The sequence below is a fragment of the Stutzerimonas sp. C6.4V genome, assembly GCF_058536345.1.
The window spans coordinates 1,423,646-1,444,762 of sequence record NZ_JBZUBM010000001.1 but is presented as its reverse complement, the minus strand read 5'-3'; the positions used below and the strand labels follow the sequence as shown (position 1 = coordinate 1,444,762).

The window sequence follows — 21,117 nt, the reverse complement described above, 5'->3', positions numbered from 1 at the left end:
ACGTTGTCGCGCAAGCCTACTGCTTTCCGGCATCAAAGCAATGCGAAAAAAGGCGGATAGCAATCAGCGAGGCCGACCCCAGCTCAGCCCAACAAGCCTTGATAGAAACGACACTCGCGCTCCAGGGCATCGGCGAGATTGGCGGCCTGGCGGAAGCCGTGACGTTCATCCGGGTAAAGGCAGTATTCCACCGGGACGCCCTGCTCCTGAAGCGCCGTCACCATGGACTCGGTCTGCTCGGGTAGCACAACGGCGTCCTGCCCACCCTGGAAAAAGATCACTGGCACAGTGATTCGTGCTGCGTTGGTGAGCGGCGTGCGCTCCCGGTAGCGCTTGGCGTCGACTTCCGGGTCGCCTATCAGCCAATCCAGATAGTCGGCTTCGAACTTGTGGGTCACGCGGCGCAACGCCAGCGGATCGCTGACCCCATAAAGGCTGGCACCGCCGGAGAATCCGGATTCGGTCGCCAACGCGCAAAGCGCACTATAGCCACCGGCGCTGGAGCCGCGAATAAAGGTATACGCGGGGTTTATTTGGCCACGCATCGCCAGCGACTGAACTGCCGCACAGGCATCTTCAACGTCGACCACTCCCCATTCGCCCCGCAGGCGCTGCCGATAAGCCCGGCCGAAGCCGCTGCTACCCCGGTAATTGATGTCCGCCACAGCGAAACCACGTTGGGTCCAGTACTGGATGCGTGAATCGAATACGGGATAGGTCGCCGAGGTCGGCCCGCCATGCATGAACACCACAAGTGGAGGCTTTTCTTCCGGCCTGCCACAGCGCTGGGCATTGGCCGGCGGATAGAAGAAGGCATGCGCGGTCTCTTCACGCCCGGTTGTGAAGCTGAAGGGTTGCGCATTGGACAGTTCCTCATCCGGCAATGGCCGCTCCCCGCCGGCCAGCACCTTGACTTCATTGGCCGATCGCTTGATTGCAAGAACCGCGGGCGCCTGGCTCGGGGATCCCGCGATGCAATAGAAATACTGATCATCTGCCGCCAGCTGCCGGCAACGGCTGTACTCACAAGCCAGTTGGCGTTCGTTACCCTCCGCATCCTGCTGGAACAGCAAACCGTAGCCGTCTACCAGCCGAGTTAGCAGCAAGGCCCCGTTGGCCAGCGGCAGATAGCTGCTGGTACCCAGCTGCCAGGGCGCCGGCGCGTGGTCGAAAGGTCTGTTGCCGAAGCGGTTTTGTAACGATCTCAGTTCGCCATCCTGAACCAGCCAGGGCTTCCACCAGCCGGTGCGATCGCTCAGGCAAAACAGGCTGCCATCGGTAGCAAAACGTGGTTGTTGGAGCGACTCCTCGCCGCTTGCGCCCGCCAGGCGCTCGGCACATCCCAACTGCCCGTCCGGCAAATAGGTTGCCCTCCATAGGGTGGTGGCGGTCCAGGGCTGCTCGGGGCGCTGCCACTGGATCCAGGCCAGGCTATCTCCGGACGCGTTCAGCGTGGGCGATGCATAGAAATCGGCGCCTTCGACCAGCACCTTCAACTCACCGGTCAACGAAACGCTGACCAGCCGATGCTCGACCGCCGAATCAGCCACCGACTCCTCGACAGCGACTACCGCGCCCCGAAGCGGGTCAAACTGGAGATCGCCGTAGCGACAACCAGCCTTCGCAGTGAGCGCCGTTGGCCGGCCCGCCCCGGCATTGTCGGTAAGCTGCTGGACGTAAACCTGCTGGTCCCTTTCGTTGACAAAGGCGATGCCACCGTTGGTCAGGCAAAGCGCGCCGCCGCCGTACTCGTACACGCGGCTGCGCAGGGAGAACTCGGCCGGCGTCAGACACTCTGCGCAGCCGTCGCGCCAATACCACAGCGTGCAACGCGCATCGGTGGGGTCATACCTGATCCAGAACAGGCCGCCGTGCCCTGCACGCAGTTCGGCAAAGTCGCAGCTGGCCGAGGCGGCTTTTTCAGCGGTCCATTCGCTGTGCCAGAAGCCATAACGTGTTTCGGTTTTAGTCATTCGTCTGGTTCCGGTCAGTCAGGCATACCCCGCATAACGGACCTACACCCTGAGAATCAGCTTCGAGGCCTTCTCGTTGCGAAAGGTCAGCTCATCCAGCCCGCGCGGGGCCTGTTCAGCCTCGGTGCGAGCGGCCAGGATCTTGTCGTGATGGGCGGACTTGCTGCATACGGGGTCCGCATTCGCCGCATCACCGGTGAGCATGAAGGCCTGGCAGCGACAACCGCCGAAGTCTTTTTCCTTCTCGTCGCAGGACTGGCACGGCTCGGGCATCCAGTCGAAACCGCGGAACTTGTTGAAGCCCATCGAGTGCTTCCAGATCTGCTCGATGCTCTGCTCACGGACATTGGGAAAGTTGATCGGCAGTTGACGGGCGCTATGGCAAGGCAGCGCCGTGCCGTCCGGCGTGATGTCGAGGAACAGGTTGCCCCAGCCGTTCATGCAACCCTTGGGGCGCTCTTCGTAGTAGTCGGGCGTGACGAAAATCAGCTTGCAAGGGTGGTTCTCCGCCGCGAGCTTGTCACGCCACTCATTGGTGATCCGCTCAGCGCGCACCAGCTGCGCCTTGCTTGGCAGCAGTCCGGCGCGATTGAGTTCGGCCCAGCCGTAAAACTGGCAGGTGGCGAGCTCGACGAAATCCGCCTCCAGCTCCAGGCAGAGCCGAATGATGCGGTCGATGTTGTCGATGTTGTGCCGGTGGGTAACGAAGTTAAGCACCATCGGATAGCCGTGCGCCTTGACCGCCCGCGCCATCGCAAGCTTCTGTGCGAAGGCCTTCTTCGAGCCGGCGAGCAGGTTATTCACTTCCTCGTCAGCTGCCTGGAAACTGATCTGGATATGATCGAGCCCAGCGTTGGCGAACGAGGCGATCTTCTCTTCGGTCAGGCCGATACCGGAGGTGATCAGGTTCGTGTAATAGCCCAGGTCACGCGCCGCCTTGATCAGCTCGGCCAGGTCCTGGCGCACCAGTGGTTCGCCTCCGGAAAAACCCAGCTGCGCTGCACCCATTTCTCGTGCCTGACGAAAGACCTCGATCCACTCGGCCGTGCCTAGTTCATCTTGGCTGCGGGCGAAATCCAGCGGATTCGAGCAATACGGACATTGCAGCGGGCAGCGGTAAGTGAGCTCGGCCAGTAGCCACAGGGGCGGGCCAGGCTCGAAACCCGGCTTAGCGAAGCTCGATCCAGAACCGTTCAACGGCGACCTCCAGGAATGCAACGATATCTTCCTCGATGCCCTCGGCATCGGGAAAGCGGCTGTGCAGATCGGCGACGATTGCACCTACTGTGCGTGCCCCGTCCACCTCGCCCAGGACCGCCGATGCGCTCTCGTTCAGTTTGATCATGCCTTCGGGATACAACAGCACATGGCAGTTCTGCGCGGGCTCCCACTGAAAGCGAAAGCCACGGCGGAAGGCCGGGACCTGGGTCAGCATGTCAGTCATTGCCTGCTCCTTGATATTTCCCGGTGCATTCAAGTCCAGGTTCAAAGGGTGATGCCCTTGTGCCAGACACGCTCGCTCGTCACCGTGTGGTACGGGGGGCGATCCAGCTCGTAGGCCATGCTCATGGCATCCAGCATGCTCCACAACACGTCGAGTTTGAACTGAAGAATGTTCAGCATGCGCTCCTGGCTTTCCCGTGTCCTGTAGTGCTCGAGGGTGATGCGCAGCCCGTGTTCGACATCGCGGCGCGCTTCTTTCAAACGCTTGCGGAAATAGTCGTATCCAGACGGATCGATCCAGCTGTAGTGCTGTGGCCAGGCATCCAGGCGGGACTGGTGAATGGTCGGTGCGAACAGCTCGGTGAGGGAGCTGCTGGCTGCCTCCTGCCAGACCGCACGGCGAGCGAAGTTGACGTAGGCATCGACGGCGAACCGCACGCCGGGCAATACCAGCTCCTGCGACAGGACCTGATCGCGATCCAGCCCCACCGACTCGGCCAGACGCAGCCAGGCTTCGATGCCGCCCTCCTCTCCGGGTGCGCCATCGTGATCGATGATGCGTTGCACCCACTCGCGCCGCGTGTCGCGATCCGGGCAGTTGGCCATGATCGCCGCATCCTTCACCGGAATGCAGACCTGATAGTAGAAGCGGTTCGCCACCCAGCCCTGTATCTGCTCGCGGGTTGAGCGCCCCTCGTACATGGCACGATGGAACGGGTGGTGAATATGGTAGTAGTCGCCCTTGGCGCGTAGCGCCGCTTCGAACTCGGCGGGAGTCATGGCTGGGAGGGTCATACGGCTTCCTTGGACTGTTCGGGCAGATCGAGGCGCCTGCATTGTTCGACGCCCGCGTGGAGATTCGAATCGCTCGAAATAGGTCGATACGCTACAGCTCGATGCTCATGCCATCGAACGAGACCTCAATGCCGTGCTCGCGGAGTACAGCACGCTCGGCGGAGTCTTCATCAAGGATCGGATTGGTGTTGTTGATGTGAATGAGGATCTTGCGGACTGCGGGCATGCCGTCGAGTACTTCGATCATGCCGCCAGGCCCGCTCTGTTGCAGGTGTCCCATCTCCGAGCCCAGCTTGGTGCCCACTTCACGCACCTGCATTTCGTCGTCGCGCCAGAGCGTACCGTCCACCAGCAGGCAGTCAGCGCCTCGCATGAGCTCCAGTAACTCTGGGCTGACCTTGCCGAGGCCTGGCGCATAGAACAGCTTGCCGCCGGTGTTCTGGTCCACGATCAACAAGCCGATGTTGTCTCCCGGGTGCGGATCGTTGCGGTGCGGCGAATACGGTGGCGCCGAGCTACGCAGCGGGATCGGAGTAATTTCAAGATCTGGGCAGGTCGGGATGCGAAAGCTGCCTTCCAGCGCAATGGGATTCCAGCGCAGCCCGCCGTTCCAGTGCTCAAGCATCTTGAACAGCGGGAAACCGGTGGTCAGGTCCTGGTGGACCATCTCGGTACACCAGACCTCATGCGGACAGCCTTCACGCAGCGTCAGCAAGCCGGTGGTGTGGTCGATCTGGCTGTCGAGCAGGATGATCGCACCGATCGCGGTGTCTCTCGGCGCGCGCGCTGGCTGCAGCTTGGGAAAGGATTCGAGCTGGGCGCGAATGTCCGGCGAGGCGTTGCACAGGATCCAGTCCCGGCCGTTGTCGCTGATGGCTATGGATGACTGGGTACGGGCCTGGGCTCGCAGCGTGCCGGCTCGCAGGCCTGCGCAGTTGGCGCAATTGCAGTTCCATTGTGGAAAGCCGCCGCCAGCAGCCGAACCGAGGATCTGGATGAACATGGGCAGCTCCCAAAAAGCGGAGCCCCGACCGGGGCCGGGGCAGATGGATCAGCGATTGGCGAAGTACATGGTGACTTCGAAACCAATGCGCAGGTCGGTAAAAGCAGGCTTAGTCCACATGGCTGATTCCTCTCTCTTATTGGCGCCGGATGTATTCCGGCGACCCATTAAGCACCCCTGTCCGCCAATAGCGGAATGGTACTTTGGAAGGAGACAGCGCTCTGCGTTGGTAGTGCCTCGCGTCGTCTATTCACTACGCCACGCCATGTTTCGGTGATTATCAATCCTGTCTCACAGCCGATCGGCCCTGGGTGCCTCGCCAGGCCAGTTCATTGGTGACGGTCGCCATGGGCGAGAGCATGTCGTAGTCGAACTCTGTCAGGGCCGCCTTGTCCTGCACACGCAACGGCCAGTCATGATTGGCCAGCGCTGCCTTGCCGATCGCGACGAAATCCATCGTGCCGGCCTCCAGCAGTTGCTGCGCCTGGTCGCCAGTGGCTATGCCTCCATTGCCGATGATCGGGATGTCAATGGCGCTTTTGGCGATCGCAGCCAAGCTCTGGCCCTGTTCGAAAGCCGGTGCGCCTGCGTCGGGCTCTGTAACGTGGATATAGTCAAGCCCCGCTGCGGCGAGGCTGGCGAAACGGTCACGGGCTGCCTCGATGCCGCCGTCCCATTTCAGACGGCTGTCGGTCACCATGGATTGTGACAAGCGCATGCCAACCACGAAGCCCGAGCCCACTGCATTGCGTACCGCTCGGATAACCTCCAGCGGCAGCGCCAGGCGAGCCTTGTAATCGCCGCCCCACTGGTCGGTGCGCTGGTTGAATTCCGCGGTCATGAATTCATGCAGCAGGTAGCCATTGGCGCCATGCAGCTCGACGCCGTCGAAGCCGGCCTCGCGCGCATGAATCGCCGCCTGTACGAAACCGGCGATCGCTTCTTGGATCTCCTCTTCGGTCATCTCGGCTGGTGTGGCGTAGGGGCCCTCGCCGCCATAAAAACTCAGCTGGCGGCCACCGGGCTGAACGGCGGATGGCGCGACGTGACGCGCATGATGAATGTTGCCCTGGGTCTGGGCACCTCCGTGCATCAGTTGCGCGATAAAGGCAGCGCCTTCCTGATGAACCGCTTCGACGAGCGGCACCCAGCTGTCGCGCTGGACCTCGGTGGCCAGGCCTGGCTGGTTTAGGTAGCCCTGGCTGTAGGCGGTATCCGTATAGGTACCCTCGGTGATGAGCAGGCCGAAACCACCTTTGGCAAAGGCCTGGTAATAGTCGCGCATCAGTTCATTGGCCTGCCCCTCTGGCTCGCCGCTGACGCGGGTCATCGGTGCCAGCACGGTGCGGTTGCGCAGGCGCAGCTGGTTGAGCTGTACGGGTTCGAACAATTGGGGCATCAGCAATCCTCATGAAGCACGGGTCGTGCTGAATCTGAGGTGTAACCGGCGCTGGAGTTCGCCGGGGACGCTGTTCCGGCGGTTTGACGCAAAAAAAAAGCGGCCTGACGGGCCGCGTTGCGTTGATAAGCCACCGTGACCCCACGCCGACCGGTCTGTGGCTCCCGCACTGGCGGTGCGAGCAAAACAAGCCGGCGCGCTGGAGCGAACGCGCCGGGTCCACCGAGTTACGCCTGCAGGGTTAGAAGAAGCCCAGCGGGTTGATGTCGTAGCTGATCAGCAGGTTCTTGGTCTGCTGGTAGTGGTCAAGCATCATCTTGTGAGTCTCGCGACCGACACCGGACTTCTTGTAGCCACCGAATGCGGCGTGGGCCGGATACAGGTGATAGCAGTTGGTCCAGACGCGACCAGCCTTGATGCCGCGGCCCATGCGATAGGCGCGGTTGATGTCGCGAGTCCAGACGCCTGCACCGAGACCGAACTCCGTGTCGTTGGCAATCGCCAGCGCTTCGGCTTCGTCCTTGAAGGTAGCAACACCCACGACAGGTCCGAAGATTTCTTCCTGGAACACGCGCATCTTGTTGTGTCCCTTGATCAGGGTCGGCTGCACGTAATAGCCGGTCGCCAGGCCCCCTTCCAGCTTCTCGGCAGCGCCGCCGGTGAGGATCTGCGCGCCTTCCTGCTGAGCGATTTCCATGTAGGACAGGATCTTGTCGAACTGCTGCTCGGACGCCTGAGCGCCGACCATGGTGTCGGTATCCAGCGGGTTGCCGCGCTTGATGGCATGGACCTTCTTCATTACCACTTCCATGAAGGGCTCGAAGATCGATTCCTGAATCAGCGCACGCGACGGGCAGGTGCAGACTTCACCCTGGTTGAAGAACGCCAGCACCAGGCCTTCGGCGGCTTTCTCGATGAACGCAGGCTCGGCGTTCATGATGTCCTCGAAGAAAATGTTCGGGCTCTTGCCGCCCAGTTCCACGGTGCTCGGAATGATGTTTTCGGCAGCGCAGCGCATGATGTGCGAGCCGACCGGGGTGGAACCAGTGAAGGCGATCTTGGCGATACGGGTGCTGGTGGCCAGTGCCTGTCCTGCTTCCTTGCCGAAGCCTTGCACGATGTTCAACACGCCAGCGGGCAGCAGATCACCGATCAGCTCGGCAAACACCATGATCGACAGTGGGGTCTGCTCGGCGGGCTTGAGCACCACGCAGTTGCCGGCGGCCAGCGCTGGCGCCAGCTTCCAGGCCGCCATCAGCAGCGGGAAGTTCCAGGGAATGATCTGGCCAACGACGCCCAGCGGCTCGTGGAAATGGTAGGCAGCCGTCTTGTCGTCGATCTCGGCGGAGCTGCCTTCCTGGGCGCGGATGCAGCCGGCGAAATAGCGGAAATGGTCGGCCGCCAGGGGTACGTCGGCATTCAGCGTCTCACGCACGGCCTTGCCGTTGTCCCAGGTCTCGGCGATAGCGAGCTTTTCCAGGTTGGCTTCGATGCGGTCGGCGATCTGCAGCAGGATCAGCGAACGGGCCTGGACGGAAGTACGTCCCCAGGCATCCGCGGCGGCATGCGCAGCATCCAGGGCGCGTTCGATATCTTCGGCGCCAGAGCGCGGGAATTCGGCGATGACTTCACCGTTGACCGGCGAGGTGTTGACGAAGTACTCGCCCTTGACCGGCGGAACGAATTCACCGCCGATGAAGTTGCCATAGCGTGGCTTGAAGGAGATGACGGAGCCTTCTGTACCGGGTTGGGCGTAGATCATGAGCGGCCTCTCTGTTTTTCTGCTTGTAGGAGCCTGGCCGGAAGATGGACAGGACATGGAAGGATCTTAGGCAGCGTGACAGCATTGCCGGAATGCGCCCAAGGAATGGATGCGTTCCTCATTTGGTAGTAGATGCCAGAGCATGGTCCGGGGCTCCACGCTCAACCGGCTGATACGACGAAGCCCTGACCGCTGGCCAGGGCTTCGTCTGCACACTCGTGGAGGCTGGCTATTGCAGCCCCACGATTGTTTTGGGTTATCGCTGAGCTACCGTCTGATCCTTCGGCAGCTTGAAGGTCCAGAGCGTGCCCCCCTGGTTGAAGTCCTTCACCCGTTTGGCCACTTCGCCGCCCCACAGCGGTACCGCGCCACCCCAACCGGAAAGCACGGAGACATACTGCTCGCCATCCATCTCCCAGGTGACCGGAGAGCCGATCACGCCGGAGCCGGTGTTGAATTCGTACACCTTCTTGCCGGTCTTGGCGTCGAACGCCATCAGGTAGCCTTCGGGGTTGCCGGTAAACACCAGGTTGCCCTTGGTTGCCAACACACCACCCCACAGCGGTGCGTAGTTCTCATAGCGCCAGACTTCCTTGCCGGACTTCGGGTCGATCGCCCGCAGCACGCCGATGTAGTCTTCGTTCAGCGGATGGATAGTGAAGCCGGCACCCAGGTAGGCCGCGCCCTTCTTGTAGGCTACGCCTTCGTTCCAGATGTCCATCGACCATTCGTTGGACGGTACGTAGAACAGTCCGGTATCCTGGCTGTATGCCATGGGCATCCAGTTCTTGCCACCGAGGAAGGACGGTGCAACGGTGACAGACTTGCCCTTGTCGGCCTCTCCTGGGGCGCCAGGACGGTTGGCATCGTCGTAGATCGGACGTCCGCTCTCGTCCAGGCCCTTGGCCCAGGTGATCTTGTCCACGAAGGGGAAGCCACGGATGAACTTGCCGTTGGTGCGGTCCAGGACATAGAAGAAGCCGTTACGATCCGCCGTACCGGCAGCCTTGACCGTCTTGCCGCCGTCCTGGTAGTCGAAGGAGATGAGCTCGTTGACGCCGTCGAAATCCCAGCCATCATGCGGTGTGGATTGGAAATGCCACTTGATGGAGCCGTCATCGGGATTCAGAGCCAGACGGGATGACGAGAACAGGTTGTCACCCGGGCGCAGGTGAGAGTTCCAGGGCGACGGGTTACCAGTGCCGAACAGCAGCGAGTCGGTGTCCGGGTCGTAGTAGCCACCCAGCCAGGGCGCTGCGCCACCGGTCTTCCACAGATCGCCAGGCCAGGTCTTGCCGGCTTCGCCACCGGAGATGCCGTTTTCGACCTTTTTGCCGTCCTTCATCACGTAGCCCATATGGCCTTCGACAGTCGGACGGCTCCACAGCAGTTCACCATTCTTCGGGTTGAAGGCTTCGATCTTGCCGACTACACCGAATTCGCCACCGGCCACGCCGGTAATCAGCTTGCCCTTGACGATCATTGGTGCAGCAGAGATTGAGTAACCGGCCTTGTAGTCGGCCACGGTCTTCTTCCAGACGACCTTGCCGGTGTCCTTGTTCAGGGCGACCAGCTTGGCGTCGAGGGTGCCGAAGATCACCAGATCGTCATACAGGGCCACACCGCGGTTGATCACGTCACAGCACGGCATGATTCCGTCAGGCAGGCGTGCGTCGTACTGCCACAATTCCTTGCCGGTCCGCGCATCCACCGCGAATACACGCGAGTAGGACCCGGTGATGTACATCACACCGTCCTTGATCAGCGGTTGCGCTTCCTGGCCGCGCTGCTTTTCGCCCCCCAGCGAAAAAGCCCAGACGGGACGCAACTGGGTGACGTTCTCGGTATTGAGGGTGTCGAGCGTGCTGTAGCGCTGACCTTGCAGGCCCAGGCCGTTGGTCACGATCTGATCGGTGGACTTGGCGTCATTGAGGATTTCCTGATCAGTGACTGCCCAGGCCGACACGCTGGACATCGCCATGGCGGCGCACAGCGCTGTCAGGGCGAAGGGCTTGCGAAGACCGGTGTGCTTCATTGCGGCTACCTCTACGGGTTCATTGTTATCGTCGCCGGGAAGATTTCCCGGTCTGTTGTCGATTCTTCGTTTCTGGCCCTTCGCCAACAATTGCCCGCAGTACCGATTTCCTTACTCCCTTGGTAGCAATACCGTATCTAAAAGCCTGCGATTACGGCGCCCTGCTGGTTGTCACATGACCAAGCCCTGCACTGAAGTCGAAGCCCGGCGGCCCGAAATGACAATTCCAGACTCCAACCGCAAGCCGTACAACTAGGCCTCCTCTGCTCACAAGGACATGAGCCATGCTTCGCTCCCTCAGCTTTGCCCTGCTGCTGCTTCTTACTGCCGACAGCCAGGCCGACCAGACGATTCGCCTTGGCCTGAACTACCCGAGCACTGGTAACTACAAGTCCGAAGGCCTGGAATTGCGGCGTGGTGCCCTGTTGGCCATCGACACCATCAACAGACAAGGCGGCGTGCTTGGCAGGCCTTTGGAGCTGATCAGTCTCAACACCGCGGCACGCGAGGAGAAAGCCCGGGCGAACGTGGACCGTTTCGCCGCGCAGAACGTCGCCATGGTTTTTGGCGGCGCCACCAGCGAGGAGGCGTTGACGGCCGGTCAACGAGCCCGCGAGCATGGGCTGCTGTATTTCCCCACCCTTGGCTACGCCAATGAGATCACGGGACGCGACGGTCAGCGCTTTCTGTTCCGCGAATCCAACAGCGCCTGGATGAGCGCTCGCGTACTCGGCGAATACCTTGCCTGGCACCTGCCCAACCGCCGTTATTACTACATCAGCCTGGATGACGCCTGGGGCCACAGCATGGAGCAGGCGTTGCGTGAATCGACCAAAAGCCGTGACCGCGCCCGTCATGGATACTCCAGAATCAGCCCACGTGGCGCACGGCGCGAAGACTATCTGGCTGCACTGCAAAAGGCTGCCGCCAGCGGCGCCGATGTGCTGGTCGTGGTACTGCTTGGCCAGGATCTGGTCCAGACCATGCGCCTGGCACACGACCTCAAGCTCAATCGCAACGTGCAGGTCATAGTGCCAAACCTTACCGCCAGCATCGTCGAGCAGGCTGGGCCGCATGTCATGGAAAACGTGATCGGCACTGAAGCCTGGAACTGGCGCCTTCCCGAGCAGACGAAGAGCGAGGAAGGCCAGGCATTCGTCAACGCCTACATCGACCAGCATCAAAGTTACCCTGGCAGCACGGCCGCTTCGGCATACGGCATCGTTCGACAATGGGCAGCGGCGGCGCAGAGAGCTGGCAGCATCGATAGCGAGCCAGTCATCGCTGCGCTGGAAAACCATCGCTATCGCCTGCTCAAGGACGAGCAGCACTGGCGTGGCTTCGACCACCAGAATGTGCAGAGCATCTATGCCGTCCGAGTAAGGCCTCGCAGCGAGATCATGCAGGACCGCTTCAAACAGGACTACTTCAATATCATCCATCGCATGGATGGCGAAGCGGCGGCTCCGAGCCTTGACGAGTGGCAGGAAGAACGCGGTGACGAGCTGAGCTTGCGCTAGCACATTGCCTTGCCGTCTGCTGGCAAGAGGGCTGCGGGTCGGCGCGCCTGACTTAATGGGCTGTTAATCACGGAACGAATAAGTGCGCGGAGATCATGCCGAGCCGATACTGTAGGCGCCTATCGATCAGGGCGTCACCCCCACGCTGGGCAGCTCAGGGATTACGCCATTCTCAAGCCAGATTCGGATTGTCAATGAAACAAATGTGGTCCCCGTTTCCCTGGGTGTGCTTCGCCATGTGCGTCGGTGTCATGGGTACGGCACTCATTTCCCCGTTGTATCCGCTGTATCAACAAGCGTGGCAGCTTCGTACCAGCGACATCTCACTGATCTATGTCGTCTACATGGCGGGTGCGCTGTCAGGGCTGTTGTTCATGGGCCGCCTGTCCGACAGCCTGGGCTTTCGCAAGGTCATGCTCACCGGCTTGCTGCTCGGCTGGGGCGGGACGCTGGTGACGATGCTGGCGTGGAACCTGCCGAGCCTCAACATCGGCCGCTTTGCAGTCGGGCTTTCTTCAAGCCTGATTGTTACCAGCGCTTCGGTAGGTCTGGTGCAGATTTCCCGTGATGGCGCGTCGCAGCGGATATCGATGATCACCAGCTTCCTGCTTGCCTTGGGCTTCGGCCTAGGTCCGCTTACTGGGGGCGTAATTGGCCAGTGGTTCGCGCAGCCGTTGAAGACGACCTACATTCCAACCTTGCTGCTGGGCGTATTGGCCGTATATGCCTTGCTGCGGGTGCAACTCAAGCCTCATCCAGAGATCAACGCAGCCGCACCCGTTGGGCTGCGCGCGTTCATCCCTCGTTTGGCATGGGCCAGCCGCAGTGATTCATCGGCATTTTTCCTGACCTGTGCCTGCCCCTTTTTCGCTTTTGGCGTGTTCGGGACCTATGCGTCTATGGCCCCACTGTTTTTGGAGAAGATGCTGCCCTGGCATGGCCCGGTGGTGAGCGGCAGCTCCATCGGCGTCATTCTGCTGGCTTCCGCCATGATCCAACTGGCGTGCGCCCGGATGGGCCTGCGCTGGTGCGGACTGCTAGGCCTGCTATCAGTGGTATTGAGCAACGCCATGCTGGTACTCAACTTTACGGCCGGGTCTTCGGTGGTATTCATCGTTGGCGTCTGTGCTGCCGCCGCCGGTCATGGCATGTCTCTGTTGGCCGGCATCAGCATGGTCAACCGTATCGCGAGCCCCGCCGAGCGTTCGGGGTTGATTTCAACCTACCTGGTATGCGGCTACGTTGGCAGCATCGTGCCGTTGCTCGGCGTCGGCTGGGTCGCCGACCACTATGGCTTGCCTGTGGCAATCAGTTTGCTGGGCTGGATAGTCATCGCACTTGCCACGCCACTGGCGTTTTGGTTTTTCCGCCATCCGCGGATGCAGCCAGCCTGACGAATCACGTTGCGAACCGACACCCAGGCCAACGAGGGGCAGATGCACCCCGGAACGCCTAGTCGGCGACCAAGCGGTAGCCCACTCCCGCCTCGGTAATGATGAACCTCGGCGCGGACGGGTCATCGCCAAGCTTGCGCCGCAGATGCCCGACAACCACGCGCAGGTAGTGGGTATCACCGCTGTGGCTGGGCCCCCATATGTCCTTGAGCAGCTGCTGCTGCGTGACGACCCGGCCTGTGTGCTGGGCAAGCTCAGCCAGTACCGCATACTCCTTGCGTGTCAGGTTGATCTCCTGCCCGTCCACGCTGACCCTTCGGTAGGCGAAGTCGATGCATAGCGGACCAGACATCGCCTGCGCCGGCCCGCTCGATGCCCCTTGGTTCTGACGCAGCAGTGCACGCACCCGGGCGAGAAACTCCTGGATGCCGAATGGCTTGGTCACATAGTCATTCGCTCCGCCATCAAGCGCCATGACCTTCTCGGTCTCGCTCGACCGTACCGACAGCACGATCACCGGCACCTGACTCCACTCGCGCAATTCGCGCAGCACGGTCTGCCCGTCCATGTCCGGGAGGCCTAGATCGAGCACGACCAGGTCAGGTTTGTTCAAGGCTGCCGAGGCCAGACCGTCCTGACCGTCTCCACTCTCGCTCACGCGATAGCCCTGCGAGCCGAGGCTGATGCGAAGGAATTTCCTGATCTGCGGCTCGTCGTCGATGATCAATATGCTGGCTTGCTGACTCACGTGAGGTCCTTTTCCATCTCAGGCTGAGGCTGTAGCGGAAGCTCCAAGGTGACGCTCGCGCCTCGTCCGCCGAGTCCGTCTGCAACGAACACCCGCCCCCCATGCGCGCCGATCATGCCCTGGCAGATGGCGAGGCCGAGTCCGGTGCCCGGCCCGCCCCGATCACCGCGCGCAGCGGTATAGAACATGTCGAAAATGCGTTCGCGTTCGGCCTCGGGCACGCCTGGGCCCTCATCGCTGACAACGAAACGCAGGCTGCCGGCTCCTGTCGAGACAGCAATCTGCAGCCTGCCTTGAGGTGGAGAAAAACGGGCCGCGTTCTCCAGCACATTGACCAGCGCCTGCTCGACCAATGCAGGGTGGACGTACAAAAGCGGCAGATCATCAGGTACCAGCACCTCAAGCCGCAGGTCTGCTAGCACACGGTGCAGGCGTTGCAGCGCACTGGCAACGATGTCGGCAGGTGTCGTCCAGTCACGGATCAGCTTCAGGCCGCCGTGACCGAGGCGCGTCATGTCCAATAAGTTTTGAATGTAGCGGTCAAGGCGCTCGGCCTCGTCACGCGTCGCCTCAAGCAGCTCCTGCCGATCCGCCTCGCTCATGCTGAGCCCCAGGCTCGCCAGGCTGTCGATAGAGCCACGCATGGCTGTAAGCGGCGTACGTAGATCGTGGGACACGGAAGCAAGCAACGCGCTGCGCAGCTCCTCGGTCTGGCCGTGCAGTCGGGCCGCCTCCAACTCCTGGGCCAGCGTGGCACGACCCAGTGCTTGCGCCAAGGGTTGAGCGAGCGCAGCGATCAGGCGACGCTTCTGTAGCCCTGCCTGGTCTGCGCCCAGCTGGCGAATGCCCAGCAAGCCCAGCGGCTGACCGTCGCCACTCAAGGGCAACCACCACCATTGTCCACTCGGCAAGGTATCCGTTCCCTTCCCCGCTGGCTGACCATGCTTGAACGCCCATTCAGCAGCCCCCCGCTCCTGCTCGTCCAGCAGCGGCTCAGACCCGATGAACATCCATTTGCCCTGCTTGCCGCGCGTCGCGATGACGGCTTCCAGCTTCGCCACCAGTTGTAACTGGCGAACAGCGGCCGCGCCTACGGCCTGAACATCGGTGGCAGCACTCAACTGTCGCGAGAGATCGAGCAAAGCAGTGGTCTCCGCCTGAGTCTGACGCAACGCCTGAAGCTGTCGCCGTTGGCGGCTGGCAAGATTGCCCGCAAGCACCGCCATCAACAGGAAAAACAGGAGCGTCAGGACGTCCTCCTGACGCGCGACGATGAAGGTGAACGTCGGCGGAATGAACAGGAAATCGTAAAGAAGAAACGACAGCCCCGCACATGCCAGTGCCGGCCCCAGACTGCTGCGCACGGCAACCACCAGCACGGCCGCGAGGAATACCAGCGAAATGTTAGGCAACGCCAGATAGCGGGACAACATCAGTGCCACGCCTGTGGCGGTCAAGGTCGCCAGCGCAGCAAGCAAATACTGACGCCAATCCAGAGTGGCGGTGGTCCTCACAGGTGCTGCCGTCAGTGCAGGCTCTTGGCCAAGCACACTGATCTCCAGTCCGCGCCCACCCTTGATCAGTTGTTCAGCTACCGATCGGCGCATTGAGAACGTCCAACCTCGACGCACTCGGCCGCTGCCTACCAACACGAGGGTGGCGCGACGCTCAACGGCATGTTCAATAAGCGTTCGCGCCACCCGCTCGTCACGTAGCTCCACCACCTCTCCACCAAGACGTTCCGCCAGTTGCTGGGCGGATTGGAGATAACCCAGCTGAATCTCGCCTCGACTCGCGCCGGTGTCGACATGCACGACTGACCATGGAAGATGCCGGCGTTCAGCGACCCGGGCTGCATGCCTGACCAGCCCTTCGGCATCGGCATCACCATCGATCCCTACCAGCAAGCGGCCACGGACTGCCGGAGCGGTTTGCCCCTGCAACCGGTGGCGTCGATACAGGTCTGCATCCACTCGCGCCGCTGCGGTCTGCATCGCCAATTCGCGGAGCGCGGTCAGGTTGGTTTGAGTGAAGAAGGCATCGATCGCGGCACGTGCCTGCTCCGGCACGTAGACTTTACCCTCACGAAGACGCTCCAGGAGCTCACGCGGAGGCAGATCGATCAGCAGAATGTCGTCGGCTTGATGAAGCACCCAGTCCGGGACCGCTTCCCTGACCTGCACACCGGTTATACCGCGCACCTGATCGTTGAGACTCTCGAGGTGTTGCACGTTGACCGTGGTGTAGACATCTATACCCGCTTCGAGCAGCTCAAGGACATCCTGCCAGCGTTTGGCATGCCGGCTGCCGGGCGCGTTGCTGTGCGCCAGTTCATCGACCAGCGCAAGACCTGGCTGCACTTGCAGCAGGCGGTCGAGGTCCATTTCGAACAGCGTCACGCCTCGATACTCGCTGCGGCGCATCGGCTGTTCCGCCAATCCGACCCGCATCGCCTCGGTTTCCGCCCGACCGTGGGTCTCGACCACCCCTACCCGCACATCGCGCCCTAGCTGTCGCTGGCGCTGTGCGGCCTGAAGCATCGCGTAGGTCTTGCCTACGCCAGGTGCCGCGCCGAGGAATACCTTGAGTCGCCCGCGCCCTTCGCGGGGCGCGTCATCAAGCAGGGCATCGGCACGTTGAGCGTCGCTCATTCAGTTCACTCGCCGGAATCAGGCTGCGGATTGTCCGCCAGGGCGAGGTTCAGAGCCAGTACGTTGACGATGGCGGGACCTACAAGAGGCGTCGTCAGCTGCGCCTGAATCAGCTGATCCAGTGCTTGTTCAGAAACCCCTCGGGCGGCTGCGACACGGACAGCCTGAAACGTCGCGGCGGCCAAGCTGAGGTGCGGATCCAGGCCGCTGCCAGACGTCGTCACCAACTCCAACGGCACGGGCTGTTGAGCCGTGCCGTTCCACCCACTGACGCGCTCGCGGACCTGATCGACCAGCTGCGGGTTGCTAGGAGCCAGATTACTCGCGCCGCTGGCAACGGTTGCATAGTTGGCGGCAGACGGACGTGGATGAAACCATTCTGGCCCTTCGAAAGGCTGGGCAAGCAACGCGCTGCCTCTCACCTGCCCCTCCCGGTCGCGCACCAAGCTTCCGTTGGCCTGCTCGGCGAACGCCAACTGCGCCACGGCCGTAACAGACAATGGATAGAGCACGCCGGTTATCAGCGTCATCAGGATCAGCGCTGCAAGCGCCGGACGGATGTGTTTGAACATGTTTTTTCTCCGAAAGCCGCGCCGTCAGGCGCAGCAGCGTTCAGACCAGACCCACCGCGGTCAGCAGGATGTCGATCAGCTTGATCCCAACGAAGGGCGCGACCAACCCACCCAGGCCATAGACCAGCAAGTTGCGCCGCAACAGGCTGGCCGAGTCGGCCGCTTTGACGTTGACGCCCCGCAGGGCCAGGGGAATCAAAACAATGATGATCAGTGCGTTGAAGACAATGGCTGACAGGATCGCGCTTGATGCGCTGTGAAGCTGCATCACATTCAGCGCGGCAAGTTGCGGGTATAGGCCAATGAAAAGGGCCGGCAGGATGGCGAAGTACTTCGCCACGTCGTTGGCAATCGAGAACGTGGTCAGTGCGCCTCGGGTTACCAGCAGTTGCTTGCCCACCTGCACCACATCCAGCAGTTTGGTCGGATCCGAGTCGAGGTCGACAAGATTCGCAGCCTCGCGCGCGGCCTGGGTGCCATCGTTCATGGCCATGCCCACGTCCGCCTGAGCCAGCGCAGGCGCGTCGTTGGCTCCATCACCGCACATCGCAACCATCTTGCCATCGGCCTGTTCCTGGCGAATCCGCTGCAGCTTCTTTTCCGGCGTTGCTTCGGCAATCACGTCATCGACGCCCGCTTCGGCGGCAATTGCAGCGGCCGTCAGGGGGTTGTCTCCGGTGACCATGACGGTCCGTATACCCAGTTGGCGAAGCTGGGCAAAGCGCTCTTTGATGCCGGGCTTGACCACGTCCTTGAGATGAATCGCGCCGAGCAGGCGGTCATCCGCGCATACCAGCAAGGGCGTCCCCCCGCTCTGTGCAATCGTTTGAATCTCTCTCGCCAGCACAGCTGGAATCTGCTCGCGCACAAGCCCCAGATAACCGAGCACGGCATCGACAGCGCCTTTGCGGTAGCAGTGACCCTCATGATCCGCACCCGACAAACGGGTTTCGGCAGTGAACGGGATACCGGCCACCTCATGCCCAGCCGGCGCCTTTACCGGGTCAAGGCCGCGCAGATATTCAACAATGGATTTGCCTTCTGCCGTGTCGTCGGCCAGCGATGACAGCAGCGCAGCCCATGAGAGCTCGGTCGATGAAACGCCTGGCGCCTTGAACATGGCCGTGCAACGACGATTGCCAAAGGTGATGGTGCCGGTCTTGTCTAGCAGCAACACCTGAACATCGCCGGCGGCCTCCACTGCCCGTCCAGACTTGGCGATCACGTTGAGCCGTACCAGCCGGTCCATGCCGGCGATCCCGATGGCAGAAAGCAGGCCACCAATGGTGGTGGGAATGAGCGTGACCAGCAGCGCCACCAGGTACACCAGCGGGAGATCCCCGCCTGCGAACCGTGCAAAGGGTTGCAGCGTGGCAACCACGACAAGGAAGATCAGCGTGAGCCCGATCAGCAAAACGTCGAGCGCGACCTCGTTGGGTGTCTTCTGTCGTTTGGCGCCTTCCACCAACGCAATCATACGGTCAAGCGTGGACTCGCCTGGATCGCTGCTGATACGCACCAGCAACCAGTCGGAGACCACGCGCGTATTGCCGGTGACCGCCGAGCGGTCGCCGCCCGATTCGCGGATCACCGGGGCCGATTCACCGGTAATCGCTGCCTCGTTGACGGCGGCGATGCCCTCGATGACTTCGCCATCGCCCGGTATCAGTTCACCGGCCTCGACTCTCACCACATCTCCGCGGCGCAAGCTGCCGGCGGCAACGCTCCGGAACGCGCCGGTCTCCGTGCGCAAATGCGCCTCCAGCCCCTGCGATCCCGCTTTCAGGCTATCCGCGCGGGCTTTGCCGCGGCCTTCAGCCAGCGCCTCGGCAAAGTTGGCAAAGAGCACCGTGAACCACAACCAGAGTGCGATCTGTACAGCGACACCCGTGCTGACCGCCGCGTTGGGCAGCAGGCACAGCACGCTGGTCAGCACCGCGGTGAGCTCTACCACCAGCATGACCGGCGAACGTGCCAATGTCCTTGGGTCAAGTTTGATGAAGGCCTGGCGCAGCGCAGGCTTATATAGCGAAGCGAAGGAAGTGCTAGTGGTTTGCTCGGCACTCTCGAGTGCCGTTTGATGGACGTTCATCATGACGCTCCTCAGAAGCCCTGCAGCAAGAAATGTTCGGCGACCGGCCCGAGTGCCAGCGCAGGCAAAAACGTGAGCCCGCCAACGAGCAGAATCACCAGCGTCAGCAGGATCACGAACATCGGCCCGTGGGTGGGGAAACTGTTTGCATCGACCGGCGCACGGTTCTTGGCCGCGAGACCACCTGCAATGGCGAGCACCGGCAGGATGAAACCAAAGCGGCCCAACAGCATGGCGAACGCGATCATGAGGTTGTGGTAAGGCGTGGCCGCGCCAAACCCGGCGAAGGCCGATCCGTTGTTTCCAGTGCCTGAGGTGTAGGCGTAAAGGATTTGGCTGAGGCCGTGCGGCCCCGGATTGGTGATCGCCTCGGCAGGGCCTGTAAGACTGACGCCGAGAGCTGTGAGCACAAGAACACCCACCGGCATCACCAGCAGCGTTGCGACCAGCAGGCGAACTTCGCGAGCCTCCAGTTTTTTCCCGAGATATTCCGGCGTGCGCCCGATCATCAGGCCAGCCAGGAACACCGTGATCAGGACGAACAGCAGCATGCCGTACAGCCCGGCCCCGACGCCGCCAAAGATGATTTCGCCCAGCATCATATTGACCAGAGGCACCATGCCGCCCAGCGCGCTGAAACTGTCATGCATGGCGTTGACCGAGCCATTAGACGCCGCGCTTGTGGTCGTTGCCCACAGCGCCGAAGCCGCGATACCGAATCGGCTCTCCTTGCCCTCCATCGACCCGCCCTGCTCCACCGCCAGGCTGGACAGCATTGGATTCGCTTGATGCTCGGCGGCCAGCGTGACGCCGAGCCCCAAGCGGTCGGGTTCTCGAAGGGATGCGCTGAGTTGACGCCGAAGAAACCGCCGCCATTGGTCCCCAGCTGCTTGATTGCGATCTGGCTGGCCGCTGGCCCCAGCGGAATGGTCTGCTCGCCGCCTTGCAGCGTGACGGCCTGAACATAACTCGCAAAACTCTGCGGCACCCCCTGCCAGACCAAGACCAGCGCAAGCACGACGCAGAACGGCAACAGGCCATAAAGCACCGCTCGGGTCAGGTCGACCCAGAAATTACCAATGGCGTTCGCCGAACGGCGTGACAGTGCGCGACAAAGCACCACCAACACAGCCAGCCCCACCGCCGGGCTGATGAAGTTCTGCACACCAAGGCCGAGCATTTGGCTGAAGTAACTGAGCTGGGCTTCACCGCTGTAGGCCTGCCAGTTGGTATTGGTGACAAAGCTCACAGCGGTATTGAGCGCAAGATCCCACGCCATGCCCGGTACTGCTTGCGGGTTGAGCGGAATACTGGCCTGCATCATCAGAATCGCAAACAGCGATACCAGGCTCACAGCAGTCAACGCCAGTAACGCCAGGCTGTAGCTTTTCCAATCCTGCTCGCTGTGCTCGTCAATCCCTGCAAAGCGGTAGCAGAGCCGTTCGATAGGGCCGAGCACAGGCGTCAGCCAGGTGCGCTCACCCTCCATGGCCAGAAACAGGTAGCGCCCCAGCCAGGGGGCAGGCATCAGGACCAGCGCGAAGAAGGCCGCGATCATCCAGTAATCGTGATTGTTCATTGGCTCTCCTAGCTGCGTTCGGCGCGCAACAGCGCAACCAGGAGGTAGATGAACAGGCCGATGGCCAAGGCCAGCGATAGCCCGTCGAGAAATGTCATGGGGATCAGCTCCGTAGGTCGCATCAGTGCGGTACGGAGAGTTTCAGAGCGAG

At 61.7% G+C, this 21,117-nt stretch carries 16 protein-coding genes and 1 pseudogene; 2 read left to right on the top strand and 15 right to left on the bottom strand.

Translation table 11 applies throughout. The features are described from left to right. Positions 1–83 precede the first annotated feature (83 nt). The 9 genes from AC4LFW_RS06905 to AC4LFW_RS06865 form a co-directional block, all read right to left on the bottom strand. Positions 84–1,973, bottom strand: coding sequence for an alpha/beta hydrolase family protein (locus AC4LFW_RS06905; protein WP_491818449.1), 1,890 nt, complete (start codon positions 1,971–1,973; stop codon positions 84–86). 42 nt (positions 1,974–2,015) lie between these two features. Beyond that, positions 2,016–3,170 (bottom strand): pyrroloquinoline quinone biosynthesis protein PqqE, encoded by a 1,155-nt coding sequence (pqqE, locus tag AC4LFW_RS06900; protein WP_491818448.1) that lies wholly within the window; start codon positions 3,168–3,170, stop codon positions 2,016–2,018. Then, positions 3,142–3,417: a pyrroloquinoline quinone biosynthesis peptide chaperone PqqD gene (gene pqqD, locus AC4LFW_RS06895; RefSeq protein ID WP_491818447.1), complete on the bottom strand. Its 276-nt coding sequence runs from the start codon at positions 3,415–3,417 to the stop codon at positions 3,142–3,144. The genes pqqE and pqqD overlap by 29 nt, the downstream gene beginning before the upstream one ends. 41 nt (positions 3,418–3,458) lie before the next feature. Beyond that, positions 3,459–4,211 carry a pyrroloquinoline-quinone synthase PqqC gene (pqqC, locus tag AC4LFW_RS06890; protein ID WP_491818446.1) on the bottom strand — a complete coding sequence of 251 codons (753 nt, stop codon included), beginning with the start codon at positions 4,209–4,211 and terminating at the stop codon, positions 3,459–3,461. A 91-nt stretch (positions 4,212–4,302) separates the two neighbouring features. Next, entirely contained in the window at positions 4,303–5,214 is a 912-nt protein-coding gene (gene pqqB / locus AC4LFW_RS06885; protein WP_491818445.1) for a pyrroloquinoline quinone biosynthesis protein PqqB, read from the bottom strand. A gap of 48 nt (positions 5,215–5,262) precedes the next feature. Then, positions 5,263–5,334 (bottom strand): pyrroloquinoline quinone precursor peptide PqqA, encoded by a 72-nt coding sequence (pqqA, locus tag AC4LFW_RS06880; RefSeq protein WP_003253598.1) that lies wholly within the window; start codon positions 5,332–5,334, stop codon positions 5,263–5,265. Positions 5,335–5,494: 160 nt separating this feature from the next. Then, positions 5,495–6,613, bottom strand: a complete 1,119-nt coding sequence (locus AC4LFW_RS06875) for an oxidoreductase (protein ID WP_491818444.1) — start codon at positions 6,611–6,613, stop codon at positions 5,495–5,497. Between the two features lie 241 nt (positions 6,614–6,854). Continuing rightward, positions 6,855–8,375 (bottom strand): acetaldehyde dehydrogenase ExaC, encoded by a 1,521-nt coding sequence (gene exaC / locus AC4LFW_RS06870; protein ID WP_491818443.1) that lies wholly within the window; start codon positions 8,373–8,375, stop codon positions 6,855–6,857. A 256-nt stretch (positions 8,376–8,631) separates the two neighbouring features. Beyond that, the gene (locus AC4LFW_RS06865) at positions 8,632–10,410 is read right to left on the bottom strand and encodes a PQQ-dependent methanol/ethanol family dehydrogenase (protein ID WP_491818442.1); all 1,779 of its coding nucleotides are present in this window, start codon (positions 10,408–10,410) and stop codon (positions 8,632–8,634) included. A 284-nt stretch (positions 10,411–10,694) separates the two neighbouring features. Between AC4LFW_RS06865 and AC4LFW_RS06860 the strand changes: the two genes are divergently transcribed. Then, positions 10,695–11,930 (top strand): ABC transporter substrate-binding protein, encoded by a 1,236-nt coding sequence (locus AC4LFW_RS06860; RefSeq protein ID WP_491818441.1) that lies wholly within the window; start codon positions 10,695–10,697, stop codon positions 11,928–11,930. A 194-nt stretch (positions 11,931–12,124) separates the two neighbouring features. Continuing rightward, positions 12,125–13,324, top strand: coding sequence for an MFS transporter (locus AC4LFW_RS06855; protein WP_491818440.1), 1,200 nt, complete (start codon positions 12,125–12,127; stop codon positions 13,322–13,324). Between the two features lie 58 nt (positions 13,325–13,382). Here AC4LFW_RS06855 and AC4LFW_RS06850 read toward each other — a convergent pair whose 3' ends face one another. From AC4LFW_RS06850 to AC4LFW_RS06825, 6 genes and pseudogenes are all read right to left on the bottom strand, one after another. Then, entirely contained in the window at positions 13,383–14,072 is a 690-nt protein-coding gene (locus tag AC4LFW_RS06850; protein WP_491818439.1) for a response regulator, read from the bottom strand. Further along, the gene (locus AC4LFW_RS06845) at positions 14,069–16,723 is read right to left on the bottom strand and encodes a DUF4118 domain-containing protein (protein ID WP_491818438.1); all 2,655 of its coding nucleotides are present in this window, start codon (positions 16,721–16,723) and stop codon (positions 14,069–14,071) included. The genes AC4LFW_RS06850 and AC4LFW_RS06845 overlap by 4 nt, the downstream gene beginning before the upstream one ends. Positions 16,724–16,728: 5 nt before the next feature. Further along, positions 16,729–17,295, bottom strand: a complete 567-nt coding sequence (gene kdpC / locus AC4LFW_RS06840; protein WP_491818437.1) for a potassium-transporting ATPase subunit KdpC — start codon at positions 17,293–17,295, stop codon at positions 16,729–16,731. Between the two features lie 40 nt (positions 17,296–17,335). After that, positions 17,336–19,387 carry a potassium-transporting ATPase subunit KdpB gene (gene kdpB / locus AC4LFW_RS06835; protein WP_491818436.1) on the bottom strand — a complete coding sequence of 684 codons (2,052 nt, stop codon included), beginning with the start codon at positions 19,385–19,387 and terminating at the stop codon, positions 17,336–17,338. An 11-nt stretch (positions 19,388–19,398) separates the two neighbouring features. Continuing rightward, a pseudogene (locus AC4LFW_RS06830) lies at positions 19,399–20,966 on the bottom strand (potassium-transporting ATPase subunit KdpA). An 8-nt stretch (positions 20,967–20,974) separates the two neighbouring features. Beyond that, positions 20,975–21,064, bottom strand: a complete 90-nt coding sequence (locus AC4LFW_RS06825; protein ID WP_491818435.1) for a K(+)-transporting ATPase subunit F — start codon at positions 21,062–21,064, stop codon at positions 20,975–20,977. Positions 21,065–21,117 lie beyond the last annotated feature (53 nt).